Source organism: uncultured Campylobacter sp., assembly GCF_944323605.1.
GTDB lineage: Bacteria > Campylobacterota > Campylobacteria > Campylobacterales > Campylobacteraceae > Campylobacter_D.
The window spans coordinates 1-17,159 of sequence record NZ_CALUTC010000011.1; the positions used below are offsets into that span (position 1 = coordinate 1).

Sequence of the window (17,159 nt, forward strand, 5' to 3'; positions counted from 1 at the left end):
CTTTGCATAGTGCTTGAATGAATTTTTATATCAGTAGGAATATTTGCAGCCTTGTTAAAATCAGATGTAAAATATCCTTCTTTATCAACCTTATAGCCTAATACTTCGTTTGTATTGTTTGTGGCATAACTTTTTGTATTTATTTTGTTGGATATATAATAATTATTATGTTGATTTGCTACATTTTTTATATACATAAAATATCCTTAACTTTCTTATACCTTTAGAGCATATTTTACAATCTTTTCACACTTTCAAATCCACCTTACTCTCACCCACCTTAAATAACTTTTCTAATAATTCTAATACATCAGTCCCCTTTTTTCTTTCATTCTCTAAGAAAGTTAAAAAGAAATTCTTAGCTATATCATCATAAGTAAAAGTTTCACTTTTACTTTCAGCTTGTATGGGGGTGAAAGCTTTTTTCTCATCATTTAAATCTTTTTGAATTTTTATATTTAAATTTCCATTATTATCTTTATCTATACTTATCTTAGCTCCATTTAATGCTTCTTTATATAAAGCTACAAAGCCGTCATGTCTTTGTTTAAAATCAAGATATTTTTCTTTAAATTCATCTAAGCTTATATTTGAATTTACTAAGCTTACATACTCATCTCTTAAGCTTTGAGCTAGATTTATTATATCAGAGCCTAGGTTGTGAGTTTGAGAGGATTTTGCATAAAGAGCTAAGCTAAAATTGTCAAGCATAAAATGCCCATCCCAAGTCCAAGTTTCGTTTAGCGATGATATACTTTGCAATTTATTTGCTTCCATAAAATTTGCAAAGTCTTTTATCTCTTTTTTATTAAAAAGTACAAGTATATAGTATTGTAATTTTAATACTATATACCAACTATATTATTTTTCAAAACCTTTATTATCTAGCCACATATTTATAGCCTCATTTGTTATATAAGCTTTACTTTCTATTCTTCTCGCTTCTGTTTCTATATATCTTGTTAATCTTTTATGTGTTTCTTCTCTTATAATTACATGTAAAACCTTGCCATTTTTTGTGATTTTTCTGCTGTCATTATCTGTTTCGCCTCTTCCACCGTTTATAAAGTCTTCATTGATATTATTATTTCTTTTTTTTGTATTTTGTTTTGGTTTTGCAAATCCACCCATATTTTATCCTTTATATATTTTGTATCATTTTATTTCCTATGCTTATTAATTCTTTATAGAACACCTCAAAATCCTGTGCAGGTTTATTATCTCCTTTTTGTGCAAATTCTTTTAAACTTTTACCCTCCTGTATGCTTTTTTTACAAGCTCTCCTATCATATATCAAAGAATTTAGTATATAAACATCTTGCATTTGTCTTTCTTGCAATGAACTTTCTACATACTGCTTTAAGTCATCTATATCTTTTTTGAGAAATTGATTAGGAGATATTTTGTTAAATAATATTAATGTTTTTAATTTTTGGTTACTATCTTTTGCAAAATCGATTAAATCTAGCATTCTATCAAAAACAGAAATATCTAATTGGCTTGGTATGGTAGGTATTATGGTTATATCAGATTTTACTAAGGATATACGCATTTCTTTTGTATCTCTACCACCTGTATCGATTATAATTACATCGCTTTTGTTCTTTTGAATATCTATCTCCTCTCTCAAAGATTGTCCTGTTTTTGAAATATTAGAAAATAAAGGTTCTATATTATTTTCACTCCTTATGTTTGTAAAAACTGATGTGGAATTTTGTGGGTCGGCATCAATTAATACAACTTTTTCCCCATCTTCTGCCAACCTGCAAGATAGGTTTATAGCTATGGTGCTTTTTCCAACTCCGCCCTTTTCATTTACAATAGATATAATCATCTTTATTCCTTTAACTTTTTGTTAAAATTAATTATATCAAATAATAGTTAATACTATTATATAATATTTAATACTATTTTATAGTACTATATTATATACTATAATATAGTATAATACTATATAATATTTTATAAATACATACACTATAATACAACATATATTTACATCTAAATTTATTATAAAAAAATGGCACAAACATTTTTATAAAACTTCCTATATATACATACTTTGTAAGAAATACACTTTGCCATATTAAGCATTTTTTAAATAAAAACTATGACAAATGTCATATATTAAGCAAAGTTTTATTTTTAAGCTTTTTTTCTTTGTTAGAGTTTTTAGAAAAAGATGGGAGAAAGAAATATGTCTTTTGATTTTGTAAATTTTAATGATATGCCTGATTCTGTTAAAGCAATAGAAGAGTTTGCAACTAAGCATAATTGTGAAGTTAATGAATGAGATTTTTGGGAAGAATTAAGACGATATGAAGTGCCTGATTTTGCAGATTCTACTAATTTATATCTAGGTATGCTTTTTGAAAATGTGAAGCAAGAGCTTGTAAATCAACGGCTTGATGAAGATAACATATCCTACTATACAAACTGCCTTGATAGCCATTTTTATATAAACGATATAGAAATAAAAGAATACGAGCATATTGAGAAAGCACTAAAAGATTCTTTTAAAGTCGAAATTGAAGTTTTAGATTACAAAATTTTAGATGACTTAGAAAATGGTGCGGACTATGATAAGACTATGGGTGGAAATGATTATTTTTTTGAGAAACTTAAAAATAAAATGGAAGAGGAATTTTTTCAAGTTAATAACATAAGAGCTGTATATCAACCTAGCATAGACTTTCCTGATGAATATGATAATGATGCTCTATACTTCATCTTTTATCCTGAAGAAAAGATGAGCGAAGATGAGGTTGAATTACTAGAAGAATATATAAATAAAGAAATTAAGCCTATGTTTATAGAAAATATAAATAAGGCAAAGCAAGAATCTAAAGAAATATCACAGAGGAGATTAAAAAGATGAATTTTTATGATATAGATGAATATGATTTTATAACAAATATGAGTCCTAAAGAGCTTGATAGGTTTGAAGATTTTTTATATAAAGAAGATGATAGAGAAGAATATTTAAAATTTTTGTATAACTTTAAACAATTACCCTACGGCGAAGATTCTTTGTCTTATTTTAAAGAAAAAGAAATAACAGAGATTCAGAAAGAATATTTCATATTTTACTTATCCACCATAAAAGATTTTTATTCCGGTGGACTAAAGGATGTTACAACCTATTTGCATCACTTAGAGGAATGTGGTCTTGATGTAGATAAGATATTTGATGAAAATTTTTCTATGCTTTATGAATGGCTTGAAAATGAGGCTTTTGAATTAGGGCATGACACCATATATGATTTACTTTATGAAACGGCAAAGATAGATTTAGATAAAGATTTTTTCATAAAAAGTGCCTTACAGCCAAATTCAGTTGATAAAGATGATAGAAAGTATTTACAAAACTTTATAGTGAGTGCATATCTGTATAGTAATTCTCATATAATAAGTGAGCTTGATAGCGAAGAATTTTTTGAATATTCAAACAATAAAAATTTACAAGAACAGACAGATTTGTTTTTAGAAAATCTAAGACAAGATAACCTTAGCGAGAAAGATTTTTATTGCAAAGAAGCTATTGAAAACGCTTTAAAGCTAGGTATAGAATCGGCTCTTTTTAGAAAAGAAGAAGCTTGTGATGGATTGCTAAAAATTGTTTATGATGAGCTAGAAAATTTTGATTGCGATTATACTGAGGGCATTCCTAGAGAGATAGATTTAAATTTCATAATAAAAAATAAAATACTAGATGAAGCTAGGGGAGAGTTAAAGTCTTTACAAGCTTTAGGAGATGTTTATTTTTCTTCTAGTGAAATATATGAAGATACAATAATAAATAATTTTGAAGCAAATGATATAGTTTGCGATGCTTTAGATAAGGAAATAAAAGAAAACATTCTTAACAACCAAGATTCTTATAGCAAACCCACTCTGTCATTTTTAAATCTATATCTTAGCAGATATAAAGGATGGGCTTCTTACGAGGAATATAAAGAGGGAATATTAACTAATGCACAAAATGATGAAAACAAAAATATTAATCTAAGGAAGCAAAGATGAATATAGATTGGGACAATATCACATATCAAGAAGCTTTGGAAAAATTAGATAAGTCTTTTATATTTTTAGAAGATAGACTGCTTATAAAGCTTACTGATAATTTAAAATCATTTTTTGATTATTATGGGATAAAAAATGAAGCAGATTATATGGAAAAATTTGATAGAGATGATTTAAGAAATTTTGCTATCCCAATCATAACATATTTTGATACTAACAATAATACAGATAGTTACATATATGAACCATATAGAACTGTCGTCTTTGATAGCCTAAAAAATGATGGTAATACTATTTTAGATTACGATTTATATTTTCAAGAAGAATATATAAAAGAACTGTTAAACGCTAATGTATCATTAAAAAATATCTTTGATAAAATAGAAAGTGAATTTTGTGCTGAAAATACTGCCAAGTCTTATTTTGGTCGTCCTAATCAAGATATTATCACAAGTCTTTTAAAGGATAAGGAAATATGTCTTGCAAGAGAAGATAAAACGCTAGAGTTAAGAGAAACTCTCAAAGGAATAGCTTTAAATTTAAACGAAGCAAAGAATGCACTTGACAGTAAAGTCCGTAGCAGAGAACTTTCATATGAGGAAAAGCTTTTTGAAGAAGCTTTGGTTAATGTAGAAAGTTGCGAATATAATTGTGTGTCGTTAGATTTTAAGAGAACTATTATAAATTCTCAAAATCACCCTAACGCATACAAAATTTATCCTGAAGATAATTTTAGGAGAACAGATAAACTAGATTCTATATATCTTGAGCCTTATCCCGTGCATTTTATTGCAGAAGAATTTAGAACAGATTATGAAGTTTGTTCTTACATTACATATAAGGATAAAGAATATTTTATTGGTGCAAGTATAACAGAATTTATGAATTTGATTATGGAGCAAGATTATGGAAGTATTACTTATAATATAGATAAATACATTATAGAGCAAGATTTTTTTGTCGAAACAGGAGTGATAAATGTTTATGATAAAGAGCTTGGAGAACATATTTACAGTGGATACTACAGTGATGATAATTGCCCTAAGATAGTAAAAGATGCTTTAGATGATTACTATTCAAATAAAATAACCATAAATGCAAACGGAGATTTATTAACAGATTCACAACACAAAAAAGAGTATAGGTATAAACTTAAGACAAATAAAAAATGAAAGAAAATAAAAAAATGTGAAAAAGGTTTAAAATGTTATATTTTCTTATGAGCATAGTGCCTTATATACTTATCATTCTTGTTTGTCTCATATATACCGCATTCGGTATTATGGTGTTATATATGATACAGTTGTTAATAATAAACTTTTATAAAGAAGATGAGGAGACTAACAATGATTAATGCTTTAAGTGTAGCGATTGAAAAGAAGCTTGAGTTTTTACGAAAACAAAGGAATAAGTTATGAGTTTAATGACAAGATATTTTTTTATTTTTTCTTTTTTTCTAAGTTTTGGATACTCCTGCACTGGTTGCATGGATTCTTTTTTATCTGATGTATATGCTCAACAAGCAATTCAACAATTTAAAAATGTCGAAAATAATACAGCAGATTACATGAGTAATACTTTAGCTATGTTAATTTCTGTTGCTCCCATAGAAGCACATAATACAAAACACATTGAGGAGAATAATTCTTTACAATATTATATATTGCTTAAAGAAAAAGAATTGGTTTTTTTAAATGAAATAAGTTCTAAATTGCAATCAAATGTAAATCAAATAATTTCTAAATAAGGACATTAAAGTGGAAAATTCGTATTCTGTAAAAAACTCAAGAGTTGTTTTGCATAGACCAAATTTTTACACCACAAAAGAATTTATTGAAAAAGATTTAGGTTTTGCTTATGGTATTAAAACATTGATATATATAAATATATTTTTATGCTTTTTGTCTTGTTTTTCTTTTGGTATAAACATGAGTGTTTTTATGAATACTTCTTTAGCCTTTTTGGCTGTGTTGATGTTTATGATACTTTTAAGCAATGACAAACAAGATAATAATAAAGAAGTTATTATAAAAAATAATGAAAAAGAAGAATATATGCTTTGTTTAGGCAATGAGGTTAAAAAATTTTATGGAGATGCCGTAAAATCCTCTAGAGTAAAAGGCAATCAAACTAGACCAATTTTGGTTAATGCAGAGACAGTAAAAAGGCATTTTTTATGTATGGCTACCATAGGTGCCGGTAAATCTGTCTTAATGAAAGGTTTAATAGAACAGCACGCATTACTTGGTGGAGGTTGCTTAATAGTAGATGGAAAAGGCACTGATGAATTTGCTAAGGAAATTTATGGACTTGTAGCTTCTTTGGGTAGAGAAGATGACTTTATACATTTAAATTTCTTAGATATGGATAATACACATACCATTAATCCTCTTTTAAGTGGTTCTGCACTTTCTATATATGAAATTTTAATAGCTCTTTTGATTGGCGAGGAGAATGAATGGAAAGCAAAACAAAAAGAATTCATGAAAAACATACTTAAATTAATGGTATATAAAAGAGATAATGAAAAAGATTTCTTATTTAATTTTTCATCTTTGACAAGTATGATGAATTTAAGCACCTTAGTGAAAGAAGCCATAGAATATAAACATTTAGCACTTGAAAATTCAGGTATCAGAGACTTTGTTCTTTTTGTAAGCTCTAGTATAGGCGAAGATTATAATGACTTTTTAAAAGGCAATAAAGACGATAAGGAATGGGTAGCTAAGATGATGAAAGCTTCTCAAAATACAGACTTACAAGGAGTATATGATGCTTCTATGAGTGCTGGTGCTTGGAGGGGCGTTATAACTAATTTATCTAGTGATTATGGTAAGGTCTTTAATGTTGCTAATCCAAGCATATCACTTTGGGAAGCTACACAAAAAAATAAAATTATTTTTGTAACTTTACCAACAATGGATAGTGATACCACACCAAAAGAACTTGGTAGATTAATATTAGGACTTATAAAAGGTGTTGCTGCACAAAAGGCTAAGTATGCAAGAGAACCTAAAATACCTTTTATTTGTTTTTTAGATGAGCTTGGTTCTTATGTGGTTGAAGGATTTGGAAGACTTGAGAGCAAATCTAGGTCATTAGGAATGTCTATTTTTCCATTTTTTCAATCTCCAGCTCAAATCGATGTTTTGTCAAAAAATGACTATGAAAGAAAAGAAATTATAGATGTTACAGGTGTTCATATACTTATGAAAAATATGCACCCTGAAACAACTGAATTTTATGCAAAAATGATAGAAAAAGAAACTGTAATATCAAAGGATTATACTCAAAAAGTAGATTTTCATTCGGGACAAGGCTCTGCTGAAGCTAATTTTAAAACAGAGGAAAAAGATGCCATTATGCACAATGAGGTAGTAAATATGAATAATGGAGAAATGATAGTCTTTGCTAATGGCAAAATGCACAAAGCTGTGGCTAGAGCCGAGAGCTCCTTGCTTAATGAGGGCAAAAAGACTACCTATATGGCAAAGAGCTCTGATAAAATACCACTTACTCAATATATTTCTAAACAATATTTTTTTACAGAAGTAGCTAAATATATGAATAATCCTATAATGAAAGATATATTTAAAGAGGCTATTTAATTGCATATAAATGTTTCAAAAGATATAATTAATATAACTAAAAAAGCATTACGAAATGTATATAGGCTATATAATGTTAAAAGATGAAATTTTTCTGGACCAAAAAAACAAAAAACATATACTTACAAAAGAAACACAAGAACAATGGCTAAAGACGTTTAGCTTAGAAAATTTAGAGCAAAGCTATATACCTAAGCACAATGAAGCGATAAAAGAGGCTTTAGGTGGTAAAAAGATAAGGCTACAAAAAGGAAGCTTATTAAAATTAGTTTCGCAAGGTAGGCAAGAATTTATCCCACATATTAAAGCTGTGCTTGATGAGCCTGATGTAATTTTTTATGATATAGATGATGGATATTTGCTTACAAAACACATAAAAGGAGATGATTACTTTGTAAATGTTAGCTATGATAAAGGAGAATATTTAGTAAGTGTTTCAAATGGAATCAAAGAGAGAAGAAATTTACAAAACAAGATGAATTTAGGAGCTAAAATACTTTATCAATCTCCAAGCTTCAGATCATCTCGTAACAAGCTTTTACAGGCTTCACAATTCTCCGCCAACAAGATTGATATGTTAGATTATAATGAAAAAAATATGAAAAGTCAAGCCATACAAGGAGAACAAGCTATGGATATGTTAAGGCAGGAGTATAAGGAAAAAGATATAGACAAAGAAAAAGAATTTAATAGGGATAAAATAAACAGATTTGGAGGCAAGAAGAAATGATTAAAGCTATTATTTTTATATTATTTACTACTTTGCTTGTATATGCCAATTCTGCTTCAGTTTTAAGTTCTATGTCTAAAACACAAGCACAGCTAGTTCTAACATATGAAGCACAAATAAAAGAATTAAATAAAACTGCACTCATGCAATCACAAAATTTTGTAGAGGAAAGAAATAATATATTTTTAACCTTGCGTAAAAACAAGTTATTGTTAAATAATGCTTTAATCAAATCTAATGAGAATGATGAGGAGAATATAAAATGAACAATAAGGCACTTGAAATTTTAAAACTTTACGATGAGCTAGGTAAATTACTAAAAGATGATGAGACTATTGCTGATTTGAAACGACTTTATAAGCATAATCCTGAAATGTTTAAAAATATGAAAAAGGTATTAAGGATTATCAAAGAGCTTGAAAATAAAAACATACTTAAAAAAGGTTAAACCATGAGTGAAAAAGAGCAATTAAAAGCAAAAATAACAGAACTTGAAAACTATGTAAAAGAAGCTAAGGAAAACATGCAAAAGTGTGAACAAGTTATTGAAGCTTTAAAAGATATAGTTTGGGATAGGCAAAGCAAAAAGGAAAGTTCACAGATGTATAAGGTTTTAAAAGATGATAAAGCTCATACTCAAGTAAAAAGTAATATAGGAGATATAAAGATAGATAAGGACTTTATGCAAAAGGAGATTAAAAAAGCATTTAGATAATCCTAAGTTAAGAGGAATGATAAGCACAAAAGAAATGCTTTCTTTTCCAAAGGTGGCTAAGAATGTGAGGGCTAAATATAACACAGAACACAAAGATTTTACTTGGAGAGTAAAAGCTAATGATGGAAATATTCTCATATATGGAAGTAGAGAGTATATACAAAATATCAAAAAAATTAATAGGCTTTTAACAGCTCATAGTAAAACGGAATACGGAGAAAGAAGAGAAAAAGGTGGAGATGGGCAGACAAAGTCAGCTCTGCCTCCATTGTTTAATGACTCCGATTTTCGCAAATCCACCGATGATGTGATTGTAGCAAATTCAAAGCTTCAAAGTCAAGCCGCACAAGGAGAAAAAGCTATGGATATGTTAAGGCAGGAGTATGAGGAAAATTCTAGCAACAAAGATAAAATAAATAAAACAAGAAAGGATAAAAAATGAACGGAATAGAGGTAAAAGTATCAAAAACATCTTATGAAAATTTGAATATAAATACTTTGAGTTGTATCCCAGTTCTTTCAGCTTTAAAAGCTTTTTGGCAAGGAAGCGATGAGGAATTTGAAGAATATATGTTATCTATCAACATAGATATAAATCAAAAACATTATGAAAGCTTAATGCACTTACATAACGAGGCTAATAAAAACATAGATAAGATACAGGAAGCCTTTAATAATAAAAATGTTGGAAAATTTGATTTTAGATTAGCATCTGTTATAAAACCTAGATTTTTAGACATTTGAGCGAGGATGAGTATTCTTGTATAGAATTTTCTTTAAGAGAATATACTAGCGATATTGAGAAAAACAAAATTAAAGATTTCTTCTTCAAGATAAAAACTAGAAGTTTAATTGATTTTAGAAGTATAGAAAATGATACATTAAAAATATTTTACAATAAAAGAGCTTTAGGCTTAGAAGATGGAAGAATTGTCTTAGCTAATGCTAGAGACAAAATAAGTTTAGCTGAAAATTTTAAAGTAGCTAAGGATAATAATTTTATTTCAAGTCATATATGCACTCAATTTGCAAATTTTATGCTAGAAAGCGATATGAAAGAGGACTTTTTCTTTTACAGATATATGCTTAGCAATGGAGCCATAAACGAAAAAAAGATGAGTATGAGAGAGATTATTCAGATAGACAAGATGACTTCAGAACAAAAAGATGAGGCTAAAAGAAAAGATGAGATTAGAAATATGGCTAATGAAGAAGTTAAGCAAGAACTCTCATTAAATAGAGCATCATTAAATCCTGAGGAAAATGAAACACAAATACTAAAACCATCTTCTAGCACTGTAAAATTTGATTCTGCTATCTTAAAAAATGATACAGATTTAAATACCCTTGTAAAATCATTATTTGATGAATGTGAACCACTCCTACTTAAAGAAGTAGGAGCTTCCTAACTAAAGCCAAGCAATCTCAGCTAATAAGAAAGGCTTTTTGTTTATAGTCTAATAGGCTAATTCCTAACCCAAACGACTTTAATCCACGCTCTAAGATATTATTAGCCGCATTTATATCTCTGTGTATTTCATTTCCACATTCATCACAGATATATACTCTATCTTTTAGCGTTAGATTTGTTTTTATACTCCCACATTTATTGCAAGTTTTGCTTGTATATTGCGGATTGATTTTAGTAAATAGTTTGCCGTTATGCAAAGCTTTATATTCTAAAAAGCTTAAAAATTGATAGAATGAAGTATCTAAGATAGATTTATTTAAGCCACTTTTTACTTTTACATTTTTTAGTTTGGCTCGTTTGGTCATATTTTTGGTTTTTAGATTTTCAACTACTATCAAATCAAATTTATCTACTATCTCTTTTGAAATCTTATGATGTAAATCTTTTTTGATATTACTAGCTTTCTCGTAAATTTTATTAAGCCTAGTTTGCGTCTTTTTAAAATTTACACCTAATTTAATTTTTTCTTTTTTTGCTTTTAAAATTCTTTTAGATTGTTTTCTTTGAAGTCTTTTAAAAGCTTTATCGTATTTGGCTTTGGCTAATAGTTTTGAGTTTGTCTTTATAAGCTCACCACTACTTAAAGCGTATTCGTTAATATTTAAATCAACTCCTACTGCTTTTTTAATATCTAAATTTGAAGTAGATATTAAAGAAACATTAGGCTTAGTATAAGTTACGCTAAAAGAAACAAAATATTTATTGTGTGATTTTGAGATAGTTATTTGATTTATTTTATAATTATTTGGTAAATCTCTATGATAACGCATTTTTAAAGGCATTTTCATAAGATGGAATATTTTAAATTTAGAGTTATCGCTATCTTTGATTTGATAGCCTTGATTATTCCAATTAAAGCTTTGTTTAGCCATTTTTGAGTTTTTAAATTTAGGGAAGCCTTTATTTTTATCTTTTATAGCTTGTTCTAAGGCACGATTAGCATTAATCCTTGCTTGTTGAGCTACTACTGATTTAAAAGGGAGTTCTCTTTGATTTAAAGCTAATTTTACTTTTAAATCAATTTCACTTGCTTTTAAATAAGTCTTATCTTTTTTATCTTTGTCTTTGTTTTGTTCATAAGTTTCTTTTTGTAAATCTAAAATAATATTATAGGCTTGATTGTAGATAAAACACTGATGATTTAAGAGCTTTTGTTGTTCTTTGTTTGGATATATTCTATATTTAAAGCCTTTTGTAATTAAAATTTCAGCCATTATTTAAGAGCCTCTTTTTCTTATAGTTATACTCTTTTTTACACGATTATCTTCTAAGCCTTGATTTTGCACATATTGTTTTAAAATTTCAAGCGTTACTCCGCCTGTTGTAGCTAAGAAATAACTACCACTCCAAAAATACTCTTTCCAAAGATATTTTTTAATTTCAGGGAATTCTTTTTTAATCAATCTACTACTTGCTGATTTATAGGCATTTATGAATTTTAAAAGTTCGCTTTTAGGTTTAGCCTTAAAAAGTATATGTAAATGGTCTAAATCGTGATTAAATTCTATAATTTTTAATTGATAAGTCTGACCTTTTGCAATATTTTCAAAAATATCTTTCAGCCTATCGCAAATTTTGTTATTAATAACTTTCTTGCGATATTTCACTACTAAAATGAAGTGATACTGTAACAAAAATACTGAATGTAAATTTTTATCGTATTCTATATTCATAGCGTTATTATAGTAAATTTTACTGGTTATATTTTTAATCTCATTTAAAAATATAACCAAAAATTTTTTAGATTTAAAAATACCACCTAAACGGCGGTAGCAATTCATCTCCTACTTAAAGAAGTAGGAGTTTTCTTGCTTAGATTTTGGATAAAGGCAACTCCCTCATCATATTGCGTAGCTTTATTGCCACCCTTGGCATATGCTCGGCTATGGTCAGCCCTACTAAATCGTAGTTTGTGTTTATGGCATTGATGAGATTTACTACCTCGGCTATCTTTAGCCCATTTTCTACTACGCCAACCGCCATTACTAGTTCGCTAGGATCTAGCACATCTAAGTCAAAATGCACCACCACCTTAGATTTACCCCTGCTTTTAAGCCATTCTAAGAGCTTTGTAGAATCTCTAGCTTCCTCTGGGCTTAAGACTTTCACGCCTATTTCCTCACATCGCTCTTTTTTACCCTCAAAGTCTCGCACACCCACAATGATAGAATCTTTAGGGCTAAAATGAGCGGGTAAAATCCTAGCTATGCCCTCTTTATCGATAAGCCCAAAGGTAGCCGCTAATGCCATAGCGTGGTAGCCCTGATATTTATCTCCTTGCAAATTCAAATCCTTATGCGCATCTATCCACACGATAGCCACATCATCTTTGTATTTGTTCGCTAGATAGCTAAAAGGCACGACAGAGACAGAGCACGCCCCCAAGTGTTAGAATCTTATCAGGCTTATGCGTGTTTAAAATCTCTAATGCCGCCTTGCTTTGCTTTACAATCTAATCATAGTTTAAAATGCCATTTTTAGATTCTCGCACGCCAGATTTTGGATATTCAAGCGAGATAGGCACTTTGGCGGTTTTGCTAGTTACATTTTTAGGGGCTAAAAACTCCAAAAGCTCCGCACCCAAAAATAGCCCAAGCTAGAATCCTTTTTACTTAGCTCCGGCACAAGGGCTGCTATATCACCGGCCTGCCATTGCGGATAGAGTAGTCGTAAGGTCTTAGAATTTGTAGAATGATGTTGCATTGGTATCCTCTCTATATTTTGCGTAATTATAGCTTTGTTTTCATTTATTATATGTCACGCACTTTTAGCTATAATTATACACGATTTATTTAAATTAAAAACTTATAAAAAGGACTTTGATGTTGCAAAAAAGATTTATAATATTGTGTTTTTTAAGCATAGTAAGCATAAGTGCAAATGCAGCAATGCCGGGGGTTTATTTATTGCCAAAAGATAATAAAGGCAAAGAAAGCCTTGTAGAAATCTTTGAGAAAAGTGGTAAATTTTATGGTGTAGGCTTTGCGACAAAAAATGGTAGTATAGATAATGATGTGGATTCTAAAAATCCCTATAAGACGATGAAAAATCGTCCTATTAGGGGCTCTGTATTCTTAGAGATGAGTTGTAAAGAGAATGATACTTGCGTAGGTAAAATATATAGCTTTGATAAAGGCAAAGTGTATCCGATAAAAACGACACTTAAAAACAATGTCTTGCAAATCAAAATTGATGTGCTTTTTGCTCCTACGCTAGAATGGAAAAAGCTTAGCGATACAGAATCTGCTCCCTTTAATGATAAAAGACTTGATACAAGCACGCTTGATACTACAATGCCTAAAGATTAATGTATGAATTCAAACAATTATGATGCCATAATCATTGGCTCTGGACTAGGTGGGCTTACTTGTGGTGCGACTTTAGCAAAAGCTGGTAAAAAAATTTTGGTGCTAGAACAACACGACTTAATAGGCGGTTGTGCTACTTGCTTTAAACGCAAGGGAATGCTTGTAGATGCAGGATTGCACGAGCTTGATTGGGGTAGCACAAAAACCGATATGAAGCACATTATCTTTAAAGAAATTGGCTTATTAGATAAAGTTAAATTTGTGCCTTTGCCAACTGCGTGGAGTATCATAGAAAGTGATGATAAAAATAATCCAATCACAATCCCTCACAGTAGCACACAAGCTAATGCTACCAAATCTACACTTATCAAACTTTTTCCACAAGAAAAAAAGGGTATAGAAAAATATTTCAAAAAGATAGCATTTCAAGCCTATCTTAATAGAAAATTTCCATTTATGATGGGATTTTTTGAATTTTTCTTTGCACCTCTTACAACGCTTATATTTTTAACCATAAGTGCGATAAAAAACCGCAATGTGGGTGATATGCTAGATTCTATGATACAAGATTCTAAGCTAAAAAGAATTTTAAATATCAATCTTGCTTACTATCACAATAATCCTTATAAATTTGATTGGAATTACCACGCCATAGCTCAAACAAACTACTATCATCAAGGTATGTATGTCAAAGGTGGCTCACAAAGTCTATCAGATGGTTTAGCAAAAATCATTACAGAAAATGGTGGAGAAGTAAGAATACACACTGATGCTACGCAAATTTTGCTTGATGAAAACGACAACACAAAGGCTGTTGGTGTGCTCTATCAAGACAAAAAAAGCAAGGAAGAACATACAATATATGCTGATAAAATCATCGCAAATTGTGATCCATACATTGTGTATAATAAGCTTTTAAGCACATTACCACAAAGTGCATATGAGGTAGATTCTAAGCTTACGCAAAATTTTGAGATAGAAACCTCACTTTTATCAGTGTATATGATCTTTGATGCAGATTTAAGCAAAAAATTTCCTAATATGGATTATTCAACTTTCTTTGTAGATTCTAAGGAATTTAATAAGCCTTTTAATAGACAAAATACAAAACAACTAGAAATTCCAATCACCCAGCGAGACTTTGTTTTTGTGAATTATTCCAAGATTGATAGTGGGCTATCTCAAAGAGAGGATAGATTTTTAGGAGTTATAACAACAGTTAGCTCTTATGCAGAATGGGATAATCTGGATAAAGAATCATATAAAACTAAAAAACAAGAAGTAAAAGAAGCATTTGAAAGACGGTTAGAGGAGTTTTTCCCCAGTATTATGAAAACTTGCATTCACTCAGAGCTTGCCACGCCAAAGACGATAGAAAGATACACTCGCACACGCAAAGGCACACCTTATGGCTATGATCAAAGTCAAGAAGGATTTTTTGGCAGAGAGCGATTTAAATCCAAAAGTATCAAAAACCTCTATTTTGCCTCTGTGTTTGGATTTCCTGGCAGTGGTTTCACAGGGGCTATCCTTGCAGGATATCGCACAGCTAAAAAGATCTTAGATCCTTATTTTTACCCGCGTCGCCTTAGTCTTTGTGTGCTATTTGGTATAATAATAAGCATAGTGCTAATAGAAGCAGTAAGCTTATTGTAAGATTTTATTTATACAATAAGTCTTAAATTTATAGGTATTAGGGGGATGTATGTTTAAGTAAGTGTTTGTATTAACTATACCACTACTCTTATATGTGGGCTGTTCTCTACCAGAGTGCAAAAATGATGAGGATAAAATAAAAGGCCGTGTGTCAAGGAAGCATTATACTAGTGGGAATCTAAAAGAAGAAATTCCTTACAAAAATGGCAAAGTAGATGGCATTGTGAAAAAATACTCTGATGGCAAAAATACAAAGCTTTATGAGGAGATTCCCTTAAAAAAAGTCAATATTAACGACGATTTTATACTACAAAGAGAAACACCTTTTGTAGAGGATAAAAGAAAGGAATATATAACAAAAAATGAAAAACTTGAAGAGGAAAACTCTTATAAAAATGATAAACAAGAGGGAGTACTCATAAGCCAAACTCCTTATCTCGAGGGTAAAAAAACACGGGATTGAACAAAGATATCATAGAAAAAATGGCAAACTCATTAGAGAACTATCCTATAAAAATGACGTGCTAGAGGGCGTAGGGAAGTGGTATTATGATGAGAATGGTAAGGTTTTGTGGGAAGTGCCATATAAAAACAACAAAAAAAGAGGGAGATGGAAAAATCTATGAGGACAGTGGCAAACTCCTAGCAAGTGTAACTTGGCAAGATAATAAGGCAATAAGTGGCAAATGTGCTAATGGCAGGGCATTTAGCAGTGAGAATCTCGCTATAATCGATAAGGATAGTGGTTCTAGTGTCCGCCCTGAACTCCTAACGCCACTTTTTAAAGTGCAAGAAATTTGTAAGTAGAAAACCTGTAAATAGCAAATCTGCGAGCCGTGAATCTCGCTATAAAAGCTCTCAAAATTTGCATAAGCTCTAAAGAGATTTACGCAAAAAGGCTAAGGCTAATCACAAATTTGGGCTATATCCTTATCATTCTTTGGTGGCACAAAATATTTAAGCATATCGTCAATGCGTTGTAATTGCTCCTCATTAAGGACTTTGCCATTACTACATTTAACGCTTATGGTTTTGTCTCTTAAAGCTTTGTGATATGGGATAGCGACGAGTAATTTGGCATTTGGCTTATAAAGTTTCACAATACCTTCTTTGTATTTTTTATGTGGGATCTCGGCTGCAAGCTTCCCATTTTTATAATACCATTTTAACATACCTTCTATTACTGTATATGGATAGAAAGCCTCATATCTTTTAAATGGAGCCTCATATTTAAGCTTTCCATTGTCATAATAAGCTTTTTCCATACCATCTTTAAGATTTTCTTTATATAGAATTTCTGCTTGAAGCTTCCCGTTTTCATAGTATTTTTTCACAATACCTTCTATATCACCATTTTTATAGGGAACTTCTCTTTCTAAATTCCCATTTTCATAATACTGTTTCGCGATGCCTTCTATGTTACAAATTGTATTATAAGGAATCTCTTTCTTAAGCTTTCCATTGTCATAGTATTCTTTTTTCACATAGTCAATGCATACTTCTGTTACCGCCTCAACTTTTATCTTATCTGCCTCGCTTTTGTATTCGGGTAAATTCTCTGCCATAAGCACACAAGGCAGTGCAACTATCCCACATAACATTACAATTTTTCGTAGCATACGCTTCCTTAGCGATAATCGCTTTTTAT

General features: G+C 30.0%; 25 protein-coding genes and 1 pseudogene. 18 read left to right on the top strand and 8 right to left on the bottom strand.

All coding sequences use genetic code 11. The annotated features are described in order from the left end of the window. The 4 genes and pseudogenes from Q0J35_RS06630 to Q0J35_RS06645 form a co-directional block, all read right to left on the bottom strand. Nucleotides 1–197, bottom strand: a pseudogene (locus tag Q0J35_RS06630) (hypothetical protein); the annotation flags it as partial. Between the two features lie 49 nt (nucleotides 198–246). Then, on the bottom strand, nucleotides 247–777 hold the full coding sequence (locus Q0J35_RS06635; protein WP_297194376.1) for a hypothetical protein: 531 nt from the start codon (nucleotides 775–777) through the stop codon (nucleotides 247–249). A gap of 84 nt (nucleotides 778–861) precedes the next feature. Further along, nucleotides 862–1,131 carry a hypothetical protein gene (locus tag Q0J35_RS06640; RefSeq protein ID WP_297194378.1) on the bottom strand — a complete coding sequence of 90 codons (270 nt, stop codon included), beginning with the start codon at nucleotides 1,129–1,131 and terminating at the stop codon, nucleotides 862–864. Nucleotides 1,132–1,141: 10 nt separating this feature from the next. Then, nucleotides 1,142–1,834 (bottom strand): AAA family ATPase, encoded by a 693-nt coding sequence (locus Q0J35_RS06645; RefSeq protein ID WP_297194381.1) that lies wholly within the window; start codon nucleotides 1,832–1,834, stop codon nucleotides 1,142–1,144. A gap of 489 nt (nucleotides 1,835–2,323) precedes the next feature. Between Q0J35_RS06645 and Q0J35_RS06650 the strand changes: the two genes are divergently transcribed. The 13 genes from Q0J35_RS06650 (at nucleotide 2,324) to Q0J35_RS06710 (ending at nucleotide 10,485) form a co-directional block, all read left to right on the top strand. Continuing rightward, the gene (locus Q0J35_RS06650; RefSeq protein WP_297194383.1) at nucleotides 2,324–2,878 is read left to right on the top strand and encodes a hypothetical protein; all 555 of its coding nucleotides are present in this window, start codon (nucleotides 2,324–2,326) and stop codon (nucleotides 2,876–2,878) included. Beyond that, nucleotides 2,875–4,023 carry a hypothetical protein gene (locus Q0J35_RS06655; RefSeq protein ID WP_297194385.1) on the top strand — a complete coding sequence of 383 codons (1,149 nt, stop codon included), beginning with the start codon at nucleotides 2,875–2,877 and terminating at the stop codon, nucleotides 4,021–4,023. The genes Q0J35_RS06650 and Q0J35_RS06655 overlap by 4 nt, the downstream gene beginning before the upstream one ends. Continuing rightward, nucleotides 4,020–5,195 carry a hypothetical protein gene (locus Q0J35_RS06660; protein WP_297194387.1) on the top strand — a complete coding sequence of 392 codons (1,176 nt, stop codon included), beginning with the start codon at nucleotides 4,020–4,022 and terminating at the stop codon, nucleotides 5,193–5,195. Before Q0J35_RS06655 ends, Q0J35_RS06660 begins: the two co-directional genes overlap by 4 nt. 32 nt (nucleotides 5,196–5,227) lie before the next feature. Then, the gene (locus Q0J35_RS06665; RefSeq protein ID WP_297194389.1) at nucleotides 5,228–5,377 is read left to right on the top strand and encodes a hypothetical protein; all 150 of its coding nucleotides are present in this window, start codon (nucleotides 5,228–5,230) and stop codon (nucleotides 5,375–5,377) included. A 60-nt stretch (nucleotides 5,378–5,437) separates the two neighbouring features. Continuing rightward, the gene (locus Q0J35_RS06670) at nucleotides 5,438–5,770 is read left to right on the top strand and encodes a hypothetical protein (protein ID WP_297194391.1); all 333 of its coding nucleotides are present in this window, start codon (nucleotides 5,438–5,440) and stop codon (nucleotides 5,768–5,770) included. Between the two features lie 10 nt (nucleotides 5,771–5,780). Then, nucleotides 5,781–7,631 (top strand): TraM recognition domain-containing protein, encoded by a 1,851-nt coding sequence (locus tag Q0J35_RS06675; protein WP_297194393.1) that lies wholly within the window; start codon nucleotides 5,781–5,783, stop codon nucleotides 7,629–7,631. Nucleotides 7,632–7,704: 73 nt separating this feature from the next. Then, nucleotides 7,705–8,361 (top strand): PBECR2 nuclease fold domain-containing protein, encoded by a 657-nt coding sequence (locus tag Q0J35_RS06680; protein ID WP_297194395.1) that lies wholly within the window; start codon nucleotides 7,705–7,707, stop codon nucleotides 8,359–8,361. Beyond that, complete coding sequence (locus Q0J35_RS06685) at nucleotides 8,358–8,627, top strand: hypothetical protein (RefSeq protein ID WP_297194397.1); 270 nt, start codon at nucleotides 8,358–8,360, stop codon at nucleotides 8,625–8,627. The genes Q0J35_RS06680 and Q0J35_RS06685 overlap by 4 nt, the downstream gene beginning before the upstream one ends. Further along, nucleotides 8,624–8,809 (top strand): hypothetical protein, encoded by a 186-nt coding sequence (locus Q0J35_RS06690; protein ID WP_273403735.1) that lies wholly within the window; start codon nucleotides 8,624–8,626, stop codon nucleotides 8,807–8,809. Before Q0J35_RS06685 ends, Q0J35_RS06690 begins: the two co-directional genes overlap by 4 nt. Nucleotides 8,810–8,812: 3 nt before the next feature. After that, nucleotides 8,813–9,076, top strand: coding sequence for a hypothetical protein (locus tag Q0J35_RS06695; RefSeq protein WP_297194402.1), 264 nt, complete (start codon nucleotides 8,813–8,815; stop codon nucleotides 9,074–9,076). 16 nt (nucleotides 9,077–9,092) lie between these two features. Next, complete coding sequence (locus Q0J35_RS06700) at nucleotides 9,093–9,518, top strand: hypothetical protein (protein WP_297194404.1); 426 nt, start codon at nucleotides 9,093–9,095, stop codon at nucleotides 9,516–9,518. Then, a complete protein-coding gene (locus Q0J35_RS06705) occupies nucleotides 9,515–9,820 on the top strand; it encodes a hypothetical protein (RefSeq protein ID WP_297194406.1) in 306 nt (101 codons plus the stop codon). Before Q0J35_RS06700 ends, Q0J35_RS06705 begins: the two co-directional genes overlap by 4 nt. Further along, nucleotides 9,817–10,485, top strand: coding sequence for a hypothetical protein (locus Q0J35_RS06710; RefSeq protein ID WP_297194408.1), 669 nt, complete (start codon nucleotides 9,817–9,819; stop codon nucleotides 10,483–10,485). Before Q0J35_RS06705 ends, Q0J35_RS06710 begins: the two co-directional genes overlap by 4 nt. A gap of 16 nt (nucleotides 10,486–10,501) precedes the next feature. Here Q0J35_RS06710 and Q0J35_RS06715 read toward each other — a convergent pair whose 3' ends face one another. The 3 genes from Q0J35_RS06715 to Q0J35_RS06725 form a co-directional block, all read right to left on the bottom strand. Further along, nucleotides 10,502–11,752 (bottom strand): transposase, encoded by a 1,251-nt coding sequence (locus Q0J35_RS06715; protein ID WP_297194501.1) that lies wholly within the window; start codon nucleotides 11,750–11,752, stop codon nucleotides 10,502–10,504. Nucleotides 11,753–11,764: 12 nt separating this feature from the next. Beyond that, nucleotides 11,765–12,220 carry an IS200/IS605 family transposase gene (gene tnpA, locus Q0J35_RS06720; RefSeq protein ID WP_297194504.1) on the bottom strand — a complete coding sequence of 152 codons (456 nt, stop codon included), beginning with the start codon at nucleotides 12,218–12,220 and terminating at the stop codon, nucleotides 11,765–11,767. A 139-nt stretch (nucleotides 12,221–12,359) separates the two neighbouring features. Further along, nucleotides 12,360–12,932: an arginase family protein gene (locus Q0J35_RS06725; protein ID WP_297194409.1), complete on the bottom strand. Its 573-nt coding sequence runs from the start codon at nucleotides 12,930–12,932 to the stop codon at nucleotides 12,360–12,362. A gap of 83 nt (nucleotides 12,933–13,015) precedes the next feature. Here Q0J35_RS06725 and Q0J35_RS06730 point away from each other — a divergent pair, with 83 nt between their 5' ends. The 5 genes from Q0J35_RS06730 to Q0J35_RS06750 all read left to right on the top strand — a co-directional run bounded on the left by Q0J35_RS06730 (nucleotide 13,016) and on the right by Q0J35_RS06750 (nucleotide 16,318). Continuing rightward, entirely contained in the window at nucleotides 13,016–13,147 is a 132-nt protein-coding gene (locus Q0J35_RS06730; RefSeq protein ID WP_297194411.1) for a hypothetical protein, read from the top strand. 222 nt (nucleotides 13,148–13,369) lie between these two features. After that, complete coding sequence (locus Q0J35_RS06735) at nucleotides 13,370–13,855, top strand: DUF2147 domain-containing protein (RefSeq protein ID WP_297194413.1); 486 nt, start codon at nucleotides 13,370–13,372, stop codon at nucleotides 13,853–13,855. Nucleotides 13,856–13,858: 3 nt separating this feature from the next. Continuing rightward, nucleotides 13,859–15,511, top strand: a complete 1,653-nt coding sequence (locus Q0J35_RS06740) for an NAD(P)/FAD-dependent oxidoreductase (protein WP_297194415.1) — start codon at nucleotides 13,859–13,861, stop codon at nucleotides 15,509–15,511. Between the two features lie 61 nt (nucleotides 15,512–15,572). Further along, on the top strand, nucleotides 15,573–15,974 hold the full coding sequence (locus tag Q0J35_RS06745) for a hypothetical protein (RefSeq protein ID WP_297194417.1): 402 nt from the start codon (nucleotides 15,573–15,575) through the stop codon (nucleotides 15,972–15,974). 86 nt (nucleotides 15,975–16,060) lie between these two features. Then, entirely contained in the window at nucleotides 16,061–16,318 is a 258-nt protein-coding gene (locus tag Q0J35_RS06750) for a hypothetical protein (protein WP_297194419.1), read from the top strand. Nucleotides 16,319–16,416: 98 nt separating this feature from the next. Here Q0J35_RS06750 and Q0J35_RS06755 read toward each other — a convergent pair whose 3' ends face one another. Next, on the bottom strand, nucleotides 16,417–17,130 hold the full coding sequence (locus tag Q0J35_RS06755) for a toxin-antitoxin system YwqK family antitoxin (RefSeq protein ID WP_297194421.1): 714 nt from the start codon (nucleotides 17,128–17,130) through the stop codon (nucleotides 16,417–16,419). Between the last annotated feature and the right edge of the window lie 29 nt (nucleotides 17,131–17,159).

What these genes read in the sequence shown, in the direction of transcription:
- tnpA (WP_297194504.1), bottom strand. Translation starts at nt 12,220, where the DNA reads ATGAATATAGAATACGATAAAAATTTACATTCAGTATTTTTGTTACAG.
- Q0J35_RS06730 (WP_297194411.1), top strand. Translation starts at nt 13,016, where the DNA reads ATGCCATTTTTAGATTCTCGCACGCCAGATTTTGGATATTCAAGCGAG.
- Q0J35_RS06735 (WP_297194413.1), top strand. Translation starts at nt 13,370, where the DNA reads ATGTTGCAAAAAAGATTTATAATATTGTGTTTTTTAAGCATAGTAAGC.
- Q0J35_RS06700 (WP_297194404.1), top strand. Translation starts at nt 9,093, where the DNA reads ATGATAAGCACAAAAGAAATGCTTTCTTTTCCAAAGGTGGCTAAGAAT.
- Q0J35_RS06695 (WP_297194402.1), top strand. Translation starts at nt 8,813, where the DNA reads ATGAGTGAAAAAGAGCAATTAAAAGCAAAAATAACAGAACTTGAAAAC.
- Q0J35_RS06645 (WP_297194381.1), bottom strand. Translation starts at nt 1,834, where the DNA reads ATGATTATATCTATTGTAAATGAAAAGGGCGGAGTTGGAAAAAGCACC.
- Q0J35_RS06750 (WP_297194419.1), top strand. Translation starts at nt 16,061, where the DNA reads ATGATGAGAATGGTAAGGTTTTGTGGGAAGTGCCATATAAAAACAACA.
- Q0J35_RS06680 (WP_297194395.1), top strand. Translation starts at nt 7,705, where the DNA reads ATGTTAAAAGATGAAATTTTTCTGGACCAAAAAAACAAAAAACATATA.
- Q0J35_RS06740 (WP_297194415.1), top strand. Translation starts at nt 13,859, where the DNA reads ATGAATTCAAACAATTATGATGCCATAATCATTGGCTCTGGACTAGGT.
- Q0J35_RS06635 (WP_297194376.1), bottom strand. Translation starts at nt 777, where the DNA reads ATGGAAGCAAATAAATTGCAAAGTATATCATCGCTAAACGAAACTTGG.
- Q0J35_RS06755 (WP_297194421.1), bottom strand. Translation starts at nt 17,130, where the DNA reads ATGCTACGAAAAATTGTAATGTTATGTGGGATAGTTGCACTGCCTTGT.
- Q0J35_RS06670 (WP_297194391.1), top strand. Translation starts at nt 5,438, where the DNA reads ATGAGTTTAATGACAAGATATTTTTTTATTTTTTCTTTTTTTCTAAGT.
- Q0J35_RS06685 (WP_297194397.1), top strand. Translation starts at nt 8,358, where the DNA reads ATGATTAAAGCTATTATTTTTATATTATTTACTACTTTGCTTGTATAT.
- Q0J35_RS06690 (WP_273403735.1), top strand. Translation starts at nt 8,624, where the DNA reads ATGAACAATAAGGCACTTGAAATTTTAAAACTTTACGATGAGCTAGGT.
- Q0J35_RS06705 (WP_297194406.1), top strand. Translation starts at nt 9,515, where the DNA reads ATGAACGGAATAGAGGTAAAAGTATCAAAAACATCTTATGAAAATTTG.
- Q0J35_RS06660 (WP_297194387.1), top strand. Translation starts at nt 4,020, where the DNA reads ATGAATATAGATTGGGACAATATCACATATCAAGAAGCTTTGGAAAAA.
- Q0J35_RS06665 (WP_297194389.1), top strand. Translation starts at nt 5,228, where the DNA reads ATGTTATATTTTCTTATGAGCATAGTGCCTTATATACTTATCATTCTT.
- Q0J35_RS06640 (WP_297194378.1), bottom strand. Translation starts at nt 1,131, where the DNA reads ATGGGTGGATTTGCAAAACCAAAACAAAATACAAAAAAAAGAAATAAT.
- Q0J35_RS06655 (WP_297194385.1), top strand. Translation starts at nt 2,875, where the DNA reads ATGAATTTTTATGATATAGATGAATATGATTTTATAACAAATATGAGT.